At 58.2% G+C, this 18,159-nt stretch carries 16 protein-coding genes; 9 read left to right on the forward strand and 7 right to left on the reverse strand.

Translation table 11 applies throughout. The features are described 5' to 3' along the window. Positions 1-37 precede the first annotated feature (37 nt). The 4 genes from dmpG to CD928_RS04835 form a co-directional block, all read right to left on the reverse strand. Positions 38-1,066 (reverse strand): 4-hydroxy-2-oxovalerate aldolase, encoded by a 1,029-nt coding sequence (dmpG, locus tag CD928_RS04820; RefSeq protein ID WP_095385713.1) that lies wholly within the window; start codon positions 1,064-1,066, stop codon positions 38-40. Next, positions 1,063-1,998, reverse strand: a complete 936-nt coding sequence (locus tag CD928_RS04825) for an acetaldehyde dehydrogenase (acetylating) (RefSeq protein WP_095385884.1) — start codon at positions 1,996-1,998, stop codon at positions 1,063-1,065. Before CD928_RS04825 ends, dmpG begins: the two co-directional genes overlap by 4 nt. Beyond that, the gene (locus CD928_RS04830; protein WP_303620932.1) at positions 1,998-2,786 is read right to left on the reverse strand and encodes a 2-keto-4-pentenoate hydratase; all 789 of its coding nucleotides are present in this window, start codon (positions 2,784-2,786) and stop codon (positions 1,998-2,000) included. Before CD928_RS04830 ends, CD928_RS04825 begins: the two co-directional genes overlap by 1 nt. A 270-nt stretch (positions 2,787-3,056) precedes the next feature. Further along, entirely contained in the window at positions 3,057-4,109 is a 1,053-nt protein-coding gene (locus CD928_RS04835; protein ID WP_141237087.1) for an AraC family transcriptional regulator ligand-binding domain-containing protein, read from the reverse strand. Positions 4,110-4,195: 86 nt separating this feature from the next. Here CD928_RS04835 and CD928_RS04840 point away from each other — a divergent pair, with 86 nt between their 5' ends. The 3 genes from CD928_RS04840 (at position 4,196) to CD928_RS04850 (ending at position 9,340) form a co-directional block, all read left to right on the forward strand. Next, entirely contained in the window at positions 4,196-5,830 is a 1,635-nt protein-coding gene (locus CD928_RS04840; protein ID WP_095385722.1) for a tannase/feruloyl esterase family alpha/beta hydrolase, read from the forward strand. Between the two features lie 66 nt (positions 5,831-5,896). Further along, the gene (locus CD928_RS04845; protein WP_095385725.1) at positions 5,897-8,266 is read left to right on the forward strand and encodes a TonB-dependent receptor; all 2,370 of its coding nucleotides are present in this window, start codon (positions 5,897-5,899) and stop codon (positions 8,264-8,266) included. 189 nt (positions 8,267-8,455) lie between these two features. Further along, the gene (locus CD928_RS04850; protein WP_095385728.1) at positions 8,456-9,340 is read left to right on the forward strand and encodes an SDR family NAD(P)-dependent oxidoreductase; all 885 of its coding nucleotides are present in this window, start codon (positions 8,456-8,458) and stop codon (positions 9,338-9,340) included. 27 nt (positions 9,341-9,367) lie between these two features. Here the strand turns inward: CD928_RS04850 and CD928_RS04855 are convergent, their stop codons facing one another. The 3 genes from CD928_RS04855 to CD928_RS04865 form a co-directional block, all read right to left on the reverse strand. Next, on the reverse strand, positions 9,368-10,267 hold the full coding sequence (locus CD928_RS04855; protein ID WP_095385731.1) for a VOC family protein: 900 nt from the start codon (positions 10,265-10,267) through the stop codon (positions 9,368-9,370). 106 nt (positions 10,268-10,373) lie between these two features. Then, on the reverse strand, positions 10,374-10,895 hold the full coding sequence (locus CD928_RS04860; RefSeq protein ID WP_095385734.1) for an aromatic-ring-hydroxylating dioxygenase subunit beta: 522 nt from the start codon (positions 10,893-10,895) through the stop codon (positions 10,374-10,376). After that, positions 10,892-12,181, reverse strand: a complete 1,290-nt coding sequence (locus CD928_RS04865; RefSeq protein WP_095385737.1) for a Rieske 2Fe-2S domain-containing protein — start codon at positions 12,179-12,181, stop codon at positions 10,892-10,894. Before CD928_RS04865 ends, CD928_RS04860 begins: the two co-directional genes overlap by 4 nt. Before the next feature lie 502 nt (positions 12,182-12,683). Between CD928_RS04865 and CD928_RS04870 the strand changes: the two genes are divergently transcribed. From CD928_RS04870 to CD928_RS04890, 6 genes are all read left to right on the forward strand, one after another. Continuing rightward, a complete protein-coding gene (locus tag CD928_RS04870) occupies positions 12,684-14,939 on the forward strand; it encodes a TonB-dependent receptor (RefSeq protein ID WP_176473455.1) in 2,256 nt (751 codons plus the stop codon). A 162-nt stretch (positions 14,940-15,101) separates the two neighbouring features. Beyond that, entirely contained in the window at positions 15,102-15,263 is a 162-nt protein-coding gene (locus CD928_RS23300; RefSeq protein WP_176473456.1) for a hypothetical protein, read from the forward strand. Between the two features lie 309 nt (positions 15,264-15,572). Beyond that, positions 15,573-15,941 (forward strand): transposase, encoded by a 369-nt coding sequence (locus CD928_RS04875; protein WP_255247039.1) that lies wholly within the window; start codon positions 15,573-15,575, stop codon positions 15,939-15,941. Beyond that, positions 15,938-16,285, forward strand: coding sequence for an IS66 family insertion sequence element accessory protein TnpB (tnpB, locus tag CD928_RS04880; RefSeq protein WP_095385746.1), 348 nt, complete (start codon positions 15,938-15,940; stop codon positions 16,283-16,285). Before CD928_RS04875 ends, tnpB begins: the two co-directional genes overlap by 4 nt. A gap of 53 nt (positions 16,286-16,338) precedes the next feature. Beyond that, positions 16,339-16,788 carry an IS66 family transposase zinc-finger binding domain-containing protein gene (locus CD928_RS04885; protein WP_369679298.1) on the forward strand — a complete coding sequence of 150 codons (450 nt, stop codon included), beginning with the start codon at positions 16,339-16,341 and terminating at the stop codon, positions 16,786-16,788. 215 nt (positions 16,789-17,003) lie between these two features. Beyond that, a protein-coding gene (locus CD928_RS04890) for an IS3 family transposase (protein ID WP_095385749.1) occupies positions 17,004-18,151 on the forward strand; the annotation gives its coding sequence in 2 pieces (ribosomal slippage) (positions 17,004-17,265 and positions 17,265-18,151; 1,149 coding nt in all). Positions 18,152-18,159: the final 8 nt, after the last annotated feature.

Below are 18,159 nucleotides of genomic sequence, written 5' to 3' on the forward strand. Positions count from 1 at the left end.
CATATGAATTTTCCGAGTGACCCGCGCGAAAGACGGATCAGCCCCGCGCCTTGACCATGTCCAGCGCGACATCGACGATCATATCTTCCTGCCCGCCGACCATCTTGCGTCGACCCAGCTCGACCAGGATCGCCCGAGTATCAAGACCATGGTCGATGGCGGCCTTCTCGGCATGACGCAGGAAGCTCGAATAAACGCCCGCATAACCGAGTGTCAGCGTTTCGCGGTCGACACGAACGGGACGATCCTGCAAAGGACGAACCAATTCCTCGGCAGCGTCCATCAGCTTGAACAGATCGGTACCGTGGTTCCAACCATGTGCATCGGCGGCTGCGATGAACACCTCGAGCGGAGCATTGCCCGCCCCAGCACCCATCCCCGCCAAGCTGGCGTCAATCCGAATTGCGCCCTCCTGCGCGGCTATGATTGAATTGGCGACGCCGAGCGAAAGATTGTGGTGCGCATGAATGCCGCGCTGCGTTTCGGGTTTGAGTACATGATCATAGGCCCGAAGCCGCGCCGCGACATCGTCCATCGTCATCGCGCCGCCGCTGTCGGTAACATAGACACAGTGTGCGCCATAGCTTTCCATCAGTTGCGCTTGGCCAGCCAATGCCTCGGGCGTCGACATGTGGCTCATCATGAGGAAGCCCGAGACATCCATCCCCAGCTTTCGCGCGGCTTCGATATGTTGCTTCGACACATCCGCTTCGGTGCAATGCGTAGCGATGCGCACCGAGCGAACACCGAGATCATAAGCGCGCTTCAGATCATGCACAGTTCCGATGCCGGGCAGCAGCAATGTCGTAAGTACGCTGTGTTCCAGAACCTCGGCGACTGCGCCGATCCAGTCCCAATCGGTGTGTGCCCCGAAACCATAGTTGAATGATGAGCCAGATAGCCCATCTCCATGCGCCACCTCGATAGCATCCACCCTTGCCGCATCGAGTGCGCGGGCGATCGCCTGCACGTGATAGAGACCATATTGGTGACGGATGGCGTGCATGCCGTCACGCAGCGTGACATCCTGAATATACAGCTTCTGCGATTTGGGATCGAAACTCATGCCGCGACCCCCATCCTCGAAACGATGCGCTCCGCTGTTCGGAGTGCCGCGCTGGTCATGATGTCGAGATTGCCGGCATAAGCGGGCAAATAGTGCGCGGCGCCCTCGACTTCGAGGAACACGCTGACCTTAAGTCCGGTGAACTCTTCGCCCATCTCTGGAATGCGCAGCGGCTGATTGTCCCCGATCCGTTCGAACTGCACCGCCTGCTTCAGACGATAACCCGGTACATAGGTCTGCACTTCGGCGACCATCTCCTCGACCGACGCGGCAATGGCCTCCTGGTCGGCATCGTCGCAGAGGCAAAATACCGTATCGCGCATGATAAGTGGCGGCTCTGCCGGATTGAGAATGATGATTGCCTTGCCGCGCGTCGCGCCGCCAACATCCTTGATCGCCTGACTGGTCGTTTCAGTGAACTCGTCGATATTGGCGCGCGTCCCCGGTCCCGCCGATTTTGAGGCAATCGAAGCGACGATTTCGCCGTAATGCACCTTGGCGACACGGTTCACCGCCGCGACGATCGGGATCGTCGCCTGCCCGCCGCAGGTCACCATGTTGACGTTCAGCGCATCGAGATGCGCATCGCCATTGACGGGAGGGATGACGTAAGGGCCAATTGCCGCAGGTGTCAGGTCAATTACCCGCTTGCCGTGTGAGAGCAGGACCTCGCTGTGACGCTTGTGCGCCGCCGCGGAGGTTGCGTCGAACACGATCGCGATATCTGCAAAACCAGGCATTGCTATGAGACCGTCCAGCCCTTCCGCCGTAACCGGCACGCCAAGGCGCTCCGCCCGCTTCAGACCGTCCGACTCTGGATCGATCCCCACGAACGCTCCCATTTCCAGCGTTTTGGAAAGCCGCATAACCTTGATCATCAAATCCGTGCCGATATTTCCCGAACCGATGATCGCCACTTTAACTCGGGGCATCATACGAACTCCACTGCCACCGGACCAAACCCTCCGATCCGGGCATCATATTTCTCTCCGGCGCGCACATCGCACATTGGACCGAGGGCACCGGTTAGAACCACGTCGCCCGCGCGAAGCGGCGTTCCGGCGGCCGCCATGGTACGCGCGAGCCATAGCGCCGCGTTGATCGGATGACCCAGACAAGCCGCTCCCGACCCCACCGATACCGGAGCGCCGTCACGATAGAGGACCATACCGGATGTGAGAAGATCGAGCGCATCGAGACGACGCGGCTCCAGCCCGAGCACGAACCGGGCGCTCGATCCATTATCGGCCACAGTATCCAGGATTCCGATGTCCCAGTTAGCAATGCGACTATCGACGATCTCCAGGGCCGGAACCGCAAAAGCGATCGCGCGCAACAACTCGGCCGTGCCAGGACATTCAGCGTCCAGATCGCGGTCGAGCACGATTGCGACTTCCGCTTCGATCCGGGGGCGGATCAGACGGGATGTGTCGCAAACTTCGCCGGACAGAACCTCCATATCGGCGAACAGCGCGCCATAGTCGGGCTGATCCACACCGAGCTGCGCCTGCACCGCCTTCGATGTTAGGCCGATCTTGCGACCAACCAGTCGCCCACCAGCAGCAAGCCTACGGTTCGTCAGCTCATTTTGCACAGCATAGGCCGCTGCGATATCGCCATCCTCGATTTCTGTGCGCAGAGGCGAGATGGCGACACGGGTGCGCTCTGCTTCCTGCAATCTATCGGCGAAGCGGCCGATCAACGACTGTGCCAAACTCAATTCCGCCCTCCCGCAACACGGCGTCATTCTAGCGCCGCTTTCTCAATGCCTGAAGCTCTCAATGGTATTACCATACCAAGGCGGAAACTCGAGTCAAGTCGATTCAATCGGCCCGTCGACCGTGTCGGAGCGTTAACAACGATCGACTGGCCGGGAATTAACGAGAAGGATCTTCCTCATCGTATCTCAATAGAGATTCTATGTTTTTCGCAGTCAAAGGACGTTGTGGGAAACGCCAAAGAACGGGGCCTGTTAAATGGACGCGACGCCTCACGCCGCGCCTGTTTCCCGTTTCAATCGTAGACGCAGATCCCTTCCCTTCGCGTCAAAATTCGTTGAAAGAAAACGGCTTACGGTACTGATATCGGAATAGCCGAGACGATAGCCCAGATCCGTTATGCGTCGATCAGGATTTTCTTCAAGATACGCCAGTGCCACACGACGACGGACCGAGTTCAGCATCTTTGTAAAGCTGGATCCTGATGCCGCAAGACGGCGCTGTAACGTCCGACCGCTCATGCCGAGCAATCCTGCAACATTGTCCAGTGTAGCTCGCCCGTCCTCAAGATTGGCCGCTACGATGCGCTCGATCTGCCATTCCAGGCGCAAAGACAGTGTAGCCAATTTTCGCTCGAGATAATTTTCGAAAAACAGTCGCAACGCCGGATCGCTGCCGTTGAGCGGTTGCTCCAATTCGGACCGAGCCTGGATAATTACGAAACGTTCGGCGTTGAATGTTATTGGACAGCGAAAGAATGATTCAAGCAGCCTGGGATTGCCGAGATATGGAAAGCCGATCTCAACCCGCAGGGGTGACCAGGATTCGCCCATCACCATCCGCATGAGACGAACGACGAATACACACTCTCCCAAAAGGAATTGATCCGCTCGTTTGCGGCAAGACGGTATCACGTCGTGCACGAGATGCGCTTCGTCCTCGAAAAGTTCGCAACTGTTCGATACCGCGGCATTGACCGTTTGGATGAACCGATCGCCGACAATTCCGCCGTGTTTGAGGTCTGGACATTGCTCCCATAAGAGAGTGACCGGACCAAATGCCTTGAGATCAAGCCATAGGGCGAACGCGAACATGAAATCGGGATCGCCTGATGAGCGAACGCACTCGTCGAGCGTTTCGATGACCATTTGCGCAGAAACCAGAAAGTCGGAATCCGCTTGCGCAGGTCGACCGGCGTAGCGGGCGAGTTCCTTGCTCATCTTGTAGCCCCGCGACGCCATGAAGTCCGCGAGATTAAAAAGGGCGACGGGGTCAGCCATAGCAGACATGGCGTGATTCATCAAATTCGTGGCGGCTTTTGTCAAGAATATTTGCCTTCATCACGATACTCACAAATCACCGCGAGCGTGAATCGCAGGCAAAAAGCAAGAGATGCCAGGGGGAAGTTGCCGTGAAGAAGAGAGAAAGTCTCAAGACACTCGCCTTGGGCGGAATGGTTGCTGTCGTCGCCTTGTCCCCTGCGGGGATGGCCCAAACGCCAGGATCGTACAAGGGCAACCCCGCGGAAGAATGCAAGGCCTTGGCTCAACCCGGCCGGCTCCCCGCAATCAGGATTACGAGCGCCACGCTGATTACCGATGGCGGCGGAATGGCGCTGCCGTCCTTTTGCGAGGTGGTCGGCGAAGCATCTCCGGCGCCCGGCTCTCGCATTGGCATGGTGTTCCGCCTGCCCGTGAACTGGAATGGAAAAATGCTGGGCATTGGCGGCGGCGGCTTTGCGGGCAACATTACCCTCGCGGGCGCAGCAAAGGGCCTTGCGCGTGGTTATGCGACATTTCAGACCGACACAGGTCATTCCAGCCCGATGCCTTGGGACACCGCCTGGGCCGTCAATTCCGATGGCGCCCCCAACACGCAGGCGTTGCTGGATTTCGGTTTCCGCGCTGTCCACCTGACGACGCAGAACGCCAAGACCATGGCTGCTGCCTTTTATGGCGCAGCTCAAAAATATACCTATTTCGAGGGTTGCTCGCAGGGCGGTCGTCAGGCGATCGTCGCATCCCAGCGCTATCCGTCGGATTATGACGGCATCATCGCCGGCGCACCGGCCTTCAGCGACAATGCACGCATCAGCATGTCTTTGATTAGCCGCGCGTTTCGTGCGCCCGAGTCCAAGCTTTCGCGCCCTCAGATTAAGCTTGTGAACGACGCCGCATTGCGCGCCTGTGACGGCATTGATGGACTGAAGGACGGCATAATAGACAATCCGGCCAAGTGCAGCTGGGATCCAGCCGAACTTACCTGCAAGGCGGGCGAAGATGGAGATACCTGCCTATCTCGCCCGCAGGTGACCGCAGTCCGCTCGGCTTATACCAATCATGCGGGAGCCGACGGCAAGACCATCGCTTATGGCTTGCCCCGCGGTTCGGAGTTGTCCAGCTTTCCGTGGTTCCTTGCTCTCAAAGAGGATAGCCAGAAGGAAACCGGCTATCCCTATTTCGGGCCGGCAGCGGGGTCAGCTCCTGACACCGACTGGAACAGCAACGATGTGCTGGCCAGTTATTACAACGCGAAGAATTCGCTGTTCGATCTCACATATTATGCCGAGAATCCGGACATTTCATCCTTTGCAAGCCGTGGCGGCAAGCTGATAATGTGGCATGGCCTCTATGATCTGCTGTTACCGCCGCAGCCCTTCATCGATTATTATGATTCAATGCGGCGTGTAACCGCTACGCAACTCAATGCATCGGGCTTCAGGAAGCCAGTCGACGACTCGGTACAGTTGTTTACCGCAGTGGGCGTGTCGCATTGCATGGGAGGCGTCGGGCCTTCCGATTTCGATGGACTGACGGCCCTCGAAAACTGGGTGGAAAAGGGTCAGAGGCCGACACGCCTCATTGCCAAGTCCGCGTCTCCTCAGATGGCCGCGATGGCGGCTGCGTTTTTCAACGAAGTTCCGGCAGACACCCATGTACCGATGTCCCGCCCCATGTGTCCTTGGCCGACGCTCCCGCACTATAACGGCAAGGGCGATCCCAACGACGCGGCGAGTTTCTCCTGTACGGCGCGGGCGCGGGAGTAGCGCGCATCGGCTCGAAAAAGCCATATGATCAAGACATCAAATACATAAAATAGACGGGGTGAGGAAATGAAGAATATCGTGAAGATCAAGACTGCGCTTCTGGCCGGCAGCGCATTCGCGGCATCCGCAGTCGGCGCTCAGGCTCAGGAGACTGGATCGCACATGAGCGGTGATAGGATCGATGAGATCGTCGTGACGGCACAAAAGCGCGAACAAGCGGTCGACGATGTACCTATTTCAATCACGGCGCTCGGCGGCGATGCGCTCCGTGACCGCGGCATCACCTCCACATCCGATCTCGTCAAGGCGATTCCGGGCTTTACAGTCACCCAGACCAACAGCCTGACGCCGGTATATACGCTACGAGGAGTAGGCCTCTCGCTCTATGACGCCGGCGTCGGAGCCGCGCCCTCGGTGTCGGTCTACGTCGATGAAGTTCCCCTGCCCTCGCCGATGCCTGTGGCGGTATCGACGCTCGACCTCGCGCGCGTCGAAGTTCTCAAGGGACCGCAGGGCACTCTGTTTGGGCAGAATGCGACGGGCGGCGCCATCAACTATGTGTCCGCCAAACCCACCGATCATTTTGCAGCAGGCGGAAGCGTGACGCTGAGCCGCTTCAACAAGATCGACGCGAGCGGTTATGTCAGCGGACCGATTTCGGATACCCTGTTGGCTCGCTTGGCATTTCGTTCCGTCTCTGGCGGTGCCTGGCAGCGCAGCGTGACGCGGCCAGGCGATAAATTGGGGGATATGCGCGAGCTTCAAGGCAAACTGCTTCTCGATTGGCAGCCCACCGAAAAAGCCCATTTTCTTTTCACATTGAGGGGTGCGCGCGATCGCTCAGACACGATGGCTGGTCAGTTCGTCGCCGCAACGCCGAGCGTTCCAGTATTAGCGGTGCCCGAACTTCTGACGACTCCAGCAGCGCCGAGGACGCCACGGGCCGCCGACTGGAGCACCGGCTTCGCACAGCGATCAAACGACAGCTATTATCATGTCGGCTTACGCAGCGCGTTCGAACTGTCGGATGATATAACGCTGACCTCACTCACCAATTACCAGCATGTCAAAATTGACAAGATGGTCGATCAAGATGGCTCAGCGGCGCTTGTCTTGCAGATCAATCCCTATGGATATGCCAAGACGTTCGATCAGGAAATTCGGCTTTCAGGGACTACGGACAGATTGACCTGGGTCGTCGGCGGAAATTATGAACATTCGCGCATCAGTGACAATCTTTTTTATGCACCGACGCATCTCTCGTTCAACGGCATTTTTTCGGGCCCGCCCTTTTTCATCCCCCCCTATACGCAAACACTCTCGACCACCGAGCAGAAAGTCGAGACTTACGCCGCGTTCGGCAATGTCGAATATAAGCTGACCGACAATCTGACCGCTCAGGCCGGTGTCCGCTATACCCGCGCAAAACGTTCTAGCGTGAGTTGCACGTCCGATCCCGGGCTTGGCGAGACGCTGTCGCAGTTCATCAACGCCTATCAGCTGTCATCGATGGCAACCGGCGCAAAGACGACGCCGTTTGTGCCCATCGCGCCCAACGCCTGTATCATTCTGGCGCCGCCGCCAGACCTTTCGCCCACTGGCCCGCTCCATCTTTCGCTGGACGAGGACAATGTCGCCTGGAGGGTTGGATTGAGCTACCAGGCCGATGGTGGAACGCTGGCCTATGCGAATGTCAGTCGCGGCTACAAGGCAGGCGCGATCATTCCTTCGGGAGGGCTCTTGGTAGAATCCTATCTACCCACTCAGCAGGAAAGCCTGACGGCCTATGAGATTGGCGTGAAAGCTCCGTTGCTGGACAACAGGGTGCAGATCAATGCCGCTGGCTTCTATTATGACTATAAGGACAAGCAGGTACCTGGCACGGTCGCCGACCCTGTCTTTGTCGCCCTGCCCGGCCTCGGAAATGTTCCAAAATCCCGCGTCTATGGCATCGAAGGTCAATTTATCGCCCGGCCAATCGATGGCCTGTCCCTCAATCTTGCGGCCACTTACCTCAATACGAAGATCAAGAGCGACTATTTCACCACCGTCATTCAGAATGGTGTGCCGGCCGCGGTCAATGCACGCGGTCTGGAATTGCCCAACACGCCTGACTTTTCCGCCACGGCGGACACGGAATATAAATGGGGCATAAGCAACGATGTCGATGCATTCCTTGGCGGGAGCATGACACACGTCGCCAAAACCACTGCGGCTTTCCCGGCAAATGGCGTTGCCACAATATTACCAGCCTATACTTTATTCGATCTGCGCTTAGGGTTTGCGGCCAACGACGGCAAATGGCGGATACAGTTCTGGGGGCACAATATTACCAATAAATATTATGTGTTGACCGATACGAGCGGCATTGACTCAAGGTATCGGTTCGCCGGAATGCCCGCGACATATGGTGTGACGCTGAGCTTCGACATGTAGCTCCCAACGTTGGCCATCCTGAGGCTTTGACGGGGCCGGCGGCGCCGTGTCGCTCATTCCGGGTGAACTGCCAACTGATCATTCTGACCATATGATCTGTTTCCTCCCCTTCGTTTTGGTATTACCTAACGCATTGCCGGGTAGTCCCGGCGATGCGTTAGGGCATCGTTAAACGGAGAAGGATTGGTGATGGCCCAGTGTGATTTCAACGGCAAGGTAGCCCTTGTGACCGGCGCCGGCGGTGGGCTGGGACGACAGCATGCGTTGGAACTTGCACAGCGTGGCGCAAAGGTCATGGTCAACGACGTCGGCGCCTATGGCACGCCGACTGCGCGGGTTTTCGTCGACGAGCTGCTTTCGATGGGGTTTGATGCCGAGTGCGATACGGGCAGCGTCGCTGAGGAAAAGAATGCGGTTTCCCTGGTTGAACGCACGGTCGAGCGTTTCGGCCGCATCGACATACTCATCAACAATGCCGGGGCGGGCGAGGCCACGACCGTTCAGGATACCGACAGCGAGGATTTCGAGGCCTTGCTCCGGGTCCATCTATTCGGGACCATGTGGACCCAGCGAACGGCGCTGCGCCAAATGCGCAGACAGAATTATGGCCGGATCGTCAACACAGCGTCGGCGCTTGGCGCCTTCGGCAGCCCCGCAGCTGCAGCTTACGTCACCGCGAAATCCGGCATTATCGGCTTGTCCAAAGCCGCGGCACTCGACAACGCCGATTGTGACATCAAGGTCAATGTGCTTTGTCCCATCGCTTACACGCCAATGGCGAAACCCTTCTTCGATGCCCAGAGTCGGCTGAGCGAGGACCGGCTGCACGTTCGTCGCGTGACCCCTGTCGTACTGTTTTTGGCGCACGAGAATTGCCCTGTCACGGGCGAGGTGCTGAGCGCGGGCCTGGGCCGTGTCGCACGCATCTTTACCGCGACTGTGCCGGGATACAGCAGCGAGACCCTATCGTGCGAAGAGGTTTTCGAGAACGTGGATGCGATTTTCGATGCAACCGGATATCGCATCCTCAAATCGTCGCTGGAGCAATATGATACGGTGCTGCCGACCGACTAGCATAGGAAAGAACAGGGCGCATGCCGGCTAAGCGGTTTCTATGACACCCACCTTGGCGAAGCGCGGGTGAGGCATGGCGCCCCATTCATCCATGGACTCAACCGTCAGAGGAAATAGCCTGGGGTCGCGCGGCTGCGATTCTGGGAACTCTTCCATGCCAAAGCTATATTCCAGGGTGAGACCGTCCGGGTCGAGGTAATAGAAGAACATCGATCCCGACTGCGGGTGAACGCCGGGGCCATAAACGATCGGCACATCATGTTGCTTCATGCGGGCATCGGCTTCACCGATGTCGTCGGCATCCGTCACCATGAAGTTGACGTGGTGCAGTTGCGCATGGGTGGCCGCGCCGATGCCAAAGGAATGGTGCAGCGGATTGGGGAAACAGCGCATATGCACGACGGCCCCCTCGATTCGGTCGGAAACCCGGAAATTCATCGTGTCAGAAAAGAATTTCTCGGTCGCCGCCATGTCGGGGCTGGCCAGCACCACATGCCCCAACCGGGCGATACGCGTATGACTCGGCCGGAAAGATCCTCCGGCTGCCTCCATATGGCAGTAGAACCGCATCCGCGCACCCGTATGGCCTTCGGTCATCCAGAAACCGTCATCGGTCCGCATCGTTTCGCATTCCGAAGGTGAGAGGGACACCGTACGGATGCCATCGGCTCCGAAGCGCTCTCGCAAAGCCTCGAGCGCCCGCGCATTTTCCATCTGCCAGCCGATTTCCTTGAGGCCCGCCTCCCGATGCTGCGACAGAATGATATCATGGTGTCGATCGCTGCAGCGCAGAAAGACATGACCGTCGTCCTCCCCGACAAGGGCGAGACCGACTATTTCCGTGTAAAAGCGACGGGATCTGTCAAGGTCGGTTACGTTGAGCCAGACATATCCCAACCGCTTGTAACGGATATCCGATTCACTCACGGCAGTCTCCTTTTCCTGTTGCCGGACCTCACCCCTCAATCCGCGCGGCCCGATGGTGTCTAGATGGTAGTCACGGAATCCGGTCGGTCCGACCCGGTCGCCTTCGTCAAACGATAATGCTGACCCGCCCCTGAGGCCGCAGCGAATTCATATCGAGAATGCTCCGCTTTTCCGCGATCCGAATGTTCCCGTCCACGACGCGCAACACATAGCGATGATGGCCGACAAAGACGTCCATCACGTCGTTCTTCGACCGATGCGTGATAAACCGGCTTTCGACGTGCGCGCCATCATCGTCCTTGGCGACTATCCGGACATTGCCGATCAGCCGTGAGCAGACCGATGCCGGCCACTCGGAATGGTGTCCCTTTTTTGTCATCCGCGCGACACGATGTCCGAGCCGGGAGTAGCTGTCCGCGATGTAGAACAAATCCTCCGCGGAATCGGCTTCGTCCGGGGATCCCGCTTGCGGCACTTCGTAGGTCGCGCCTTCGAGAAACAGATCATACCATTTCGTAAAGCGCCCTTCGTTGAGCAGAGCCGCTTCTTCGATAAGGAATTCTTCGCACTCGGCCCGCGAAGGCAGCGCCGCTTCAACCGGCGCGCGCGTTTCAATGGCAATACTCATTGGTCAGCCCCCATCCTGCGCGCCCATTCCCGCCAGAAGCAGCGCATCTGCTCCTCGTCGGTCGCATGGAAGCCGCCCTTGCGCAGCATCCCACGGGAAATGTCGTTCCACTCCGCTTCCTGTAACGCCCCATAACCGCGCTGCGCAGCCTCCAACGCCTCGACATCGTCCGGTGTGGCAAAGCCGCCCGGCCCGAGAAATTCGAGGAAATTGTCAAGGCGTCGCTTGCGCATGTCCCGGGTTTCGCCCTTTACGCCGAGCGCCCAGCCACAGACATTCATGCGATCGGGTTCGAGAGGATAGAAAGTGCGCAGCGTGATCGCCATGATGTCATTGATCACTAGATTCGGAAAAATGGCCGTGTTGCGACCAAGGATAGCGATGCGTTGCGCGCGTTCCTCGCCAAGCCGCCCGATCAGTTCCTGTTTGATCGCCTCGACTTCAGTTTTCGCCTGAGCGCCCCATGCTGGAATCCAACGAGCGACGGGACGCCCCCATGGAGCCTCTCCCTCGATGGACGCATGGCCGTTCTTCAGGTCCCAGACTCTTGTCTCCGTGGGCAAGGTCGCCTGCATCTCGATCTGGTCGGAAAGATATTCGAAATATGTGCTATGGGTATCGCCAGCATGATAGCCATCAAAGCTGTTCTCCAGCAGCAGCTTCCAATTCGCTCGAATGCTATAGCGTTGCTCCTGTCCGATAATCTCCATGCCATCAGGTCCCTGATCGGCAATCAGGTCCAGAATCTGCCGTGAATCAGCGAGATAATCCTCCAACGACACCGCGCCAGCATCGAAATTCACAAAGTAAAAGCCGCGATACCCGGCAAGCTTGGGTACTTTCGGCAGATTCGCGCAACCATCGGAGTTGAAATCGTCCGGATACGCTCCATCCGCATCGCGCACTGCGAACTGGCCGTTGTTGTTGAACGCCCAGCCGTGATAAAAGCAGCGAAAGGCGATGGCATTGCCTTTCCTTTCCCGGGCGACCAGCGCCCCACGATGCGGACATGTGTTCAGGAACGCTTGAAACACACCTTTCCGATCGCGATTGAAGATAAGTTCCCGTCCTCCGACATTGCGCGTCAGGAAATCATTGGGCTTGGGCAGCTCTGACTCATGGCCGATATACAGCCAGCAGCGGCTGAATAATCGATCCCGCTCCATTAGCAGGATTTCATCTTCGACGAAGGCTCGGCGCGCTACTCGAAAAATTCCCCTCTGCCGATCGTCGATGATCCAAGGCCGTTGTTCCGCTTTTGACCTCAGCTCAAGTGATGTTGCCATGATGCTCTCCCGTTGATGTTCACGGCAGTATCGTCAATGGTAATGCCAATAGCTTTGATCTATATCAAAAAACGCCGAACTAATGAGGCCGCAGCGAATTCATATCGGTAATGCTCCGCTTTTCTGCGATCCGAATGTTCCCGTCCACGACGCGCAGCACATAGCGATGATGCCCGATGAAGACGTCCATCACATCGTTCTTCGATCAACGCGTGATAAACCGGCTTTCGATTTGCACGCCAACATCGTCCGTGGGGACTTTCCGTGCGCCATCTTTCGACGTTGGCACTCGACGGCAACCATCAGACTTCGAGGCTGTGGTCCGCGCGCCGCTGCCAAGATGGTCGCGCGAGAATGGATCGGTCTGACATTTCGCCTTTACGTCATGCGAGACGCTTCTTATATTGGTCATACCATCCCGATTCCATGGGGCGAGATGGTATGACCGATGCTTAATTGTACAACCTGGAAACATCCAGGGAGAAACAAAGGGAGGGATTTCATGCTGAAAAAAATATATCTGTTGTCGTGCAGCGTCGCTGTCATGGCTACCTTGGTGGCGGCTCCGGCGCATGGTCAGGAAACTGACTCTTCCGATACAGCGGGCAATGTTTCCGATATCGTCGTGACGGCCCGTAAACGCGCAGAGTCGCTTCAGAACGTTCCGCTCTCTATTTCGGTGCTGAGTGGCCAAAAGCTCCAGGAACAGAATCTAGGATCAATCGAAAATTTGCAGTCCGTCACAGCGGGCCTTGTCATTCGTAAAACACCGAACAATACCGTCAACTTGACGCTACGCGGCCTGGGGACAGGCACCGCGATCGACGCATTCGAGCAGTCGGTTGCGACCTTCGTCGATGGCACCTACGCCGGCCGCGGACCAGAGTTCAATTCCGCGCTATTCGACTTTGACCGCGTAGAAGTTATTCGCGGTGCGCAGGCATCTCTCCTTTCGAAAAACACGAGCTTGGGGGCGATCAGCCTCACCACGCGCAAGCCTGGTGATGACTTCGCCATCGATGTCATCGGCACGCATGATTTCGAACTTGGCTCGAACACGATCGAAGCCGGCATGGACATTCCGCTTAGCGAAACCGTGAAAATGCGCGTCGCCGCGAAATTCGACGACCAGCACGGCTACATCCACAACGACTTCTACGACAATGATACTCCGCGTACGCGCAATCTGGGAATCCGGGGCACGCTCGTCTTTACGCCTACCGATGCGCTAGACGTGACACTGACCTACCAGTATTTTCGCGTTCGTCAGCGCGGCCTTCCATGGGAAATCGTCAGCGATCCCAATGGCAATGCTCGGCGCTTGGCGGCTTTGGCCGGCTATCCGAATGTTGAATTCACAGCGAACCGACAACAGGTCGATGGCTCTGCAACCGACCCGCAGAGCTATGATCACACCGAGGGAAACCGCGTGATCGGCACGGTCAACTATGAACTCGGCAGTGGTCACACGTTAACATCAGTCACATCCTATTCGGATTTTGACTCGAACCGCTTCCGCGATACGGATTTGCTGCCGGGCGATTATATCAACACCTATTACAACCAAGGCAATCGCCAGTTTCAGCAGGAATTCCGTCTAACCTCGCCTGCCGACGGGCAATTTTTGGACTATGTCATAGGAGCAGCCTATTTCCGGGAGAAATGGCTGTATTCCGATGACATTACGGCGCAATGCATTGGTTGCCCGTCAACGGGCCCAAATGCGGTCACCGGACAGCCGGGGCTCTTTAATTTGCTGGGCCACTTTACGACCCAGGATACGCAGCGCACACGCGATTTGGCCGGCTTTGCCCAGGTCAACATGCATCTAACGGATCAACTGACGCTCAGCGGCGGCATACGCTACACGAATGAAAAGCGCAGCGCGATTCTCGCCCGACAAGCAGTTACGCCAGGTGCGCTGACGGCCGTGATCTACAAACCCTTCGCGGCATCGCAGTTGAGCCGGCGCGAAAACAATGTCGACGGCTCGATTGGTGTGAACTGGAAAGCAAATGACGCCCTGATGCTGTATGCGTCCTTCTCCAAAGGCACCAAGGGCGGCGGGTTCAACAACACGACCGCCGAAGCAGCGACACCCGCCGGCGCCGCGGCCACGGTCTATAACAAGGAAAAAGCGGAGACCTTTGAAATTGGTGAAAAGCTGACCCTGCCTGGAGGCGGCTTTTTTAATGTCTCGCTTTTCCAGACCGACATCAAGGGCTTCCAGCAGGCTACCTTCAACGGCTCGGCGTTTGTTATCACTGGCGAAGATCTGCGCGCACGCGGCTTCGAGGCCGAGGCCGGTGTACGGCTCCTTCCCGGCCTTCGGCTCCAGGGACAGGTCAGCTATGCTGATACCAAGCGCAAGCCGCTCGGGCTTCGTCCGCCCGGCGCGCCGAAATGGAGCGGCAATGTGAACTTGAATCTCAACCAGCCACTGAACGACGATCTGACGTTCAATGGCGACTTGGGCGTCGAGTTCCGCAGTGGACTATATCTCGCCAACGAGGAGAATACGATCGGCTTTCCCGGCAGACCGGGCAATGTCGTGCCCTATTCCAACGGATATGGCTATCTCAACGCCCGTGTTGCGATCGCCGGCAAGGCAGGATGGGAAGCGGCGCTGATCGGTCGTAATCTGACCAACAAGGATGTTCTCGAATATTCGGTAACCCAGACCTTCGTCAGCAATGGCGCTTATGTCATCATGAATAAACCGAGAACGATCGCCCTTCAGCTTTCCTATCGCTATTGATACTGGCGGAAAAAAGACAAGCGCTCGCGCGGCAATCGCGCGGGCGCTTTTCGACAATAGCCTTGGCTTCAAAGGCAAATTTGAGCAAATTTCTAGCGATGGCGCGATGAATCATTCCGAGGAACTCGTCGCTTTTCAAGTCTGGAGTTAGACAGGCGTCACATGACCTGTGGCCAGTCGTCGGAGAAGTTCACCCTCCAGATCAAGCAGTTCGAGCTTACCCTGGAAGAGCTCGAAGGCGAAGCGGAGGTCGCCGACGTCATCGAGAAGTTCGGCTCAGGCTGGCCCGCCTCCCGGCGGGATGAGCTCATGCCGTGGAACTGACGACCAGAACAGAAGCCGATCGCCGAAGCCGCCTCGCTACGGCATTCACGAAACGGTTGCCGCATTCCAGCCTACCCTCCGGTTGAAAGCGGGTGGGCCGTCATAACCGTGCGACGGCCCCGCCCCCAATGGTTTGATTAAGACCCATTGACGCGGACGAAATGCGTTTCCCGCTCGCTTTGTGTAACCGTGTCCTGAAGGCCGCCTTGCGGGAAGCTGTTGCGGGGTGCTGATAGCCGCTCTTTGCGAGGAGCGGTGATGAGTGAGGATATCGGAGCGGCTGGAACGAGTGCTCTTACGACCAGTCATATGAGTAATCGTATGAGCAGTCGGATCGCGGTCGTGGGCGGGCGTCGCCGTTGGTCGGTAGATCAGAAGCTGGCGATCCTGCGCGAAGCGTTCGGCCCCGACGGCTCGGTCTCGGCGACGTGCCAGCGACACGCGGTCGGCAGCGGGATGCTCTATACGTGGCGCCGGCAGGCACTGGCAGGCGATCTGATGGGAGCGAAGCGCACGTCGGTGCCGTCGTTCGCCGAGGTCGAGGTGTCGGTGCCGACCACGGCGACGGCAGGCAGCGGCCAGATCGGGATCGAGCTGCCGTCGGGCGTGCGGCTCACCGTCGACGCGGCGGTCGATACCGACGCGCTGGCCCGGGTGATGTCCGTCCTTGCCCGATGATCCCGTTACCGCCGATGACACGCATCTATCTGGCCTGCGGAGCCACCGATATGCGCAAGGGGTTCGACGGCCTCGCGGTGCTGGTGCAGCAGGTGCTGGAGAAGAGTCCGCACTCGGGCGCGCTGTTCGCGTTCCGCGGCAAGCGGGGCGATCTGGTTAAGCTGCTCTGGTACGACGGCCAGGGCCTGTGCCTCTTCTCGAAGCGCATGGATCGGGGCCGGTTCATCTGGCCGATCACCAAGGCGGGCAAGGTCAGTCTCTCCGCGGCGCAGCTTTCGATGCTACTCGAAGGCATCGACTGGCGGCGTCCCGAACGCACCGCGGCGCCCTTGCTTGCAGGGTAAAAAGTGGCGGATTAGTGTGGGTTTTACTGGCTTCGCGGAGCCCGTTTTGCTAGGTGTTCCGGGTGTCGGAACCAGCCTCTTCCAGCATCGACAAAGACGCCCGGATCGCCGAGCTCGAAGCCGCTCTCGCGGCTCGCGATACGCTCATCGATACTCTCCGCCACCAGCTTGCCCAGCTTCGCCGCATGACCTTTGGCCAGTCCTCGGAGAAGCTCGCGCTGCAGATCGAACAACTCGAGCTCGCCCTCGAGGAGCTCGAAGGCGAAGCCGAGGTCGCGGATAGCCGCACCGCCGACAGAGCTTCCACCGAGCGACCCTCACCGGTACGCGCATTGCCCGATCATCTGCCGCGCGCTGAACGGCGGATCGAGCCCGAGGCCGGCAGCTGCACCTGCCCGGATTGCGGCGGCGCGCTGCGCCCGCTGGGCGACGACAGCGACGAGCATCTCGACATTGCCCCGGTCCAGTGGCGCGTCATTCGAACCGTGTGCTCTGCCACCTGAATTCTGGACCAGTTGCGGTTAGAGTTTTCCGCCGTAGATATCCTTGGCTGGGCGAGGAGTTACGGCATGAAGGCATCGAAGTTCACGGACGCGCAGAAGGCGTTCGTCATCAAGCAGGGCGAGGAGGGCACGCNTGCTCTGCCACCTGAATTCTGGACCAGTTGCGGTTAGAGTTTTCCGCCGTAGATATCCTTGGCTGGGCGAGGAGTTACGGCATGAAGGCATCGAAGTTCACGGACGCGCAGAAGGCGTTCGTCATCAAGCAGGGCGAGGAGGGCACGCCGGTTGCGGAAGTCTGTCGCAAGGCTGGGATCAGCCAGGCGACCTACTTCAACTGGAAGAAGAAATACGCGGGGCTAATGCCGTCGGAGATGCGGCGGCTGCGCGAGCTCGAGGATGAGAATGGGCGGCTGAAGAGGATCGTCGCGGACCTGACGCTTGACCGCGAGATGCTGCAGGATGTCCTCAAGCGAAAGCTCTGAGGCCGGATCGCAAGCGCGAGATTATCGACGCGGTTCGGCAGGACTGGCAGGTGACGATCCGCAGGGCGTGTGCCGCACTGCACTTTGATCGATCAACCTATCACTACCAGTCCCGTCGCACCGATCCGGCCATTTTGAAGAAGCGTATCAGGGAGATCAGCGAGACGCATGTCCGCTATGGCTACCGGCGGGTGTATTACATCCTCCGCCGCGATGGCTGGGCAGTGAACATGAAGAAGGTATACAGGCTTTACAGGGAGTTGGGTTTGCAGCTGCGCAATAAAACGCCCAAGCGCCGTGTGAAAGCGAAGCTGCGGGAGGATCGTGCACCAGCGATCCGTCCGAATGATGTATGGGCGATGGACTTTGTGCACGATCAGTTGGCGACTGGTCGGAAGCTGCGCATTCTGACAGTGGTCGACACGTTCTCGCGGCTATCGCCTGTGGTCGATCCTCGGTTCAGCTATCGCGGTGAAGACGTGGTCGCCACGCTGGAAAGGGCATGCAGGGAGATCGGTTATCCGAAGACGATCCGGGTGGACAATGGCAGCGAATTTATATCGCGGGACATGGATCTGTGGGCTTACCAGCGCGGCGTGATCCTCGACTTCTCCCGCCCTGGCAAGCCGACAGACAATGCGTTCATCGAGGCCTTCAACAGCAAGCTGCGGAGCGAATGCCTGAACGCACACTGGTTCCTGTCACTGCAAGACGCTTGCGAAAAGCTGGAGGCTTGGCGTAGACACTACAACGAAGAGCGACCGCACAGCGCGATCGGGAATATCCCCCCGATACGGCTGGCAAACTCAGCCGGTGCAACCAGCCCACCAGATGTGAGTAAGGCGGAAAACTCTAGACCCGCGTGGTCCAAGGTTGGGTAGCAGTGCAA

It is taken from the genome of Sphingopyxis sp. GW247-27LB (assembly GCF_002277025.1).
Classification (GTDB): Bacteria; Pseudomonadota; Alphaproteobacteria; order Sphingomonadales; family Sphingomonadaceae; genus Sphingopyxis.